The following is a 592-nucleotide window of genomic DNA, read 5'->3' as shown; positions in this document are numbered from 1 at the left end:
ATCTTCCCGCATGAGCGCCGGAGAAAACTGGTTTTCCTGTGCGCTGGCCGGAGAAATTTCCCCAAACAACACAACAATGTTGCATCTGCTCCTGTAAAATAAGCGTATTTTAAGGCCTGCGAAAACCTTTACGTTGTATATGGACATCATAAAAAACCGATTGATGCTAAAAAATGAGTTATAGCTTTCTTTTCTATAACTCATTTTATTCTTAATATTGAGCTATAGAAGGCAGCGCAATAATGCATGAAATGGATCTGGCAGTTACCGGACTGGCCCCGGTTTACGTTTGACGAAACAAAGTTTACCCACTATGAGCGGGAATTTCACCGGAATGCCGGCGTCATTGTCGGATCATTGGCGGCCATTTCTACCGCCGAAATCAATGAACTACGCGTTACGCTACTTAGTAATGAAGCACTTGACACGTCTAAAATTGAAGGCGAAGTGTTGGATCGTGATTCTGTACAGTCCTCGATCCGCAAACAGTTAGGTCTTCAGACAGATGGCAGAAGGGCGGGTCCCAAAGAAGCAGGGGTTTCTCAGATGATGGTTGATTTGGTCAGACGCTATCAGGAGCCCTTAACGGCAG

1 protein-coding gene is annotated in these 592 nt (G+C 45.1%); it reads left to right on the top strand.

Translation table 11 applies throughout. The features are described 5' to 3' along the window. Window positions 1-246: 246 nt before the first annotated feature. On the top strand, window positions 247-592 hold a 346-nt coding region (locus BLX24_RS31050), incomplete at its 3' end, for a DUF4172 domain-containing protein (RefSeq protein ID WP_143092977.1).

The organism is Arsenicibacter rosenii (assembly GCF_001870735.1).
Lineage (GTDB): Bacteria > Bacteroidota > Bacteroidia > Cytophagales > Spirosomataceae > Arsenicibacter > Arsenicibacter rosenii.
This window is presented reverse-complemented; position numbering and strand designations above follow the sequence as displayed.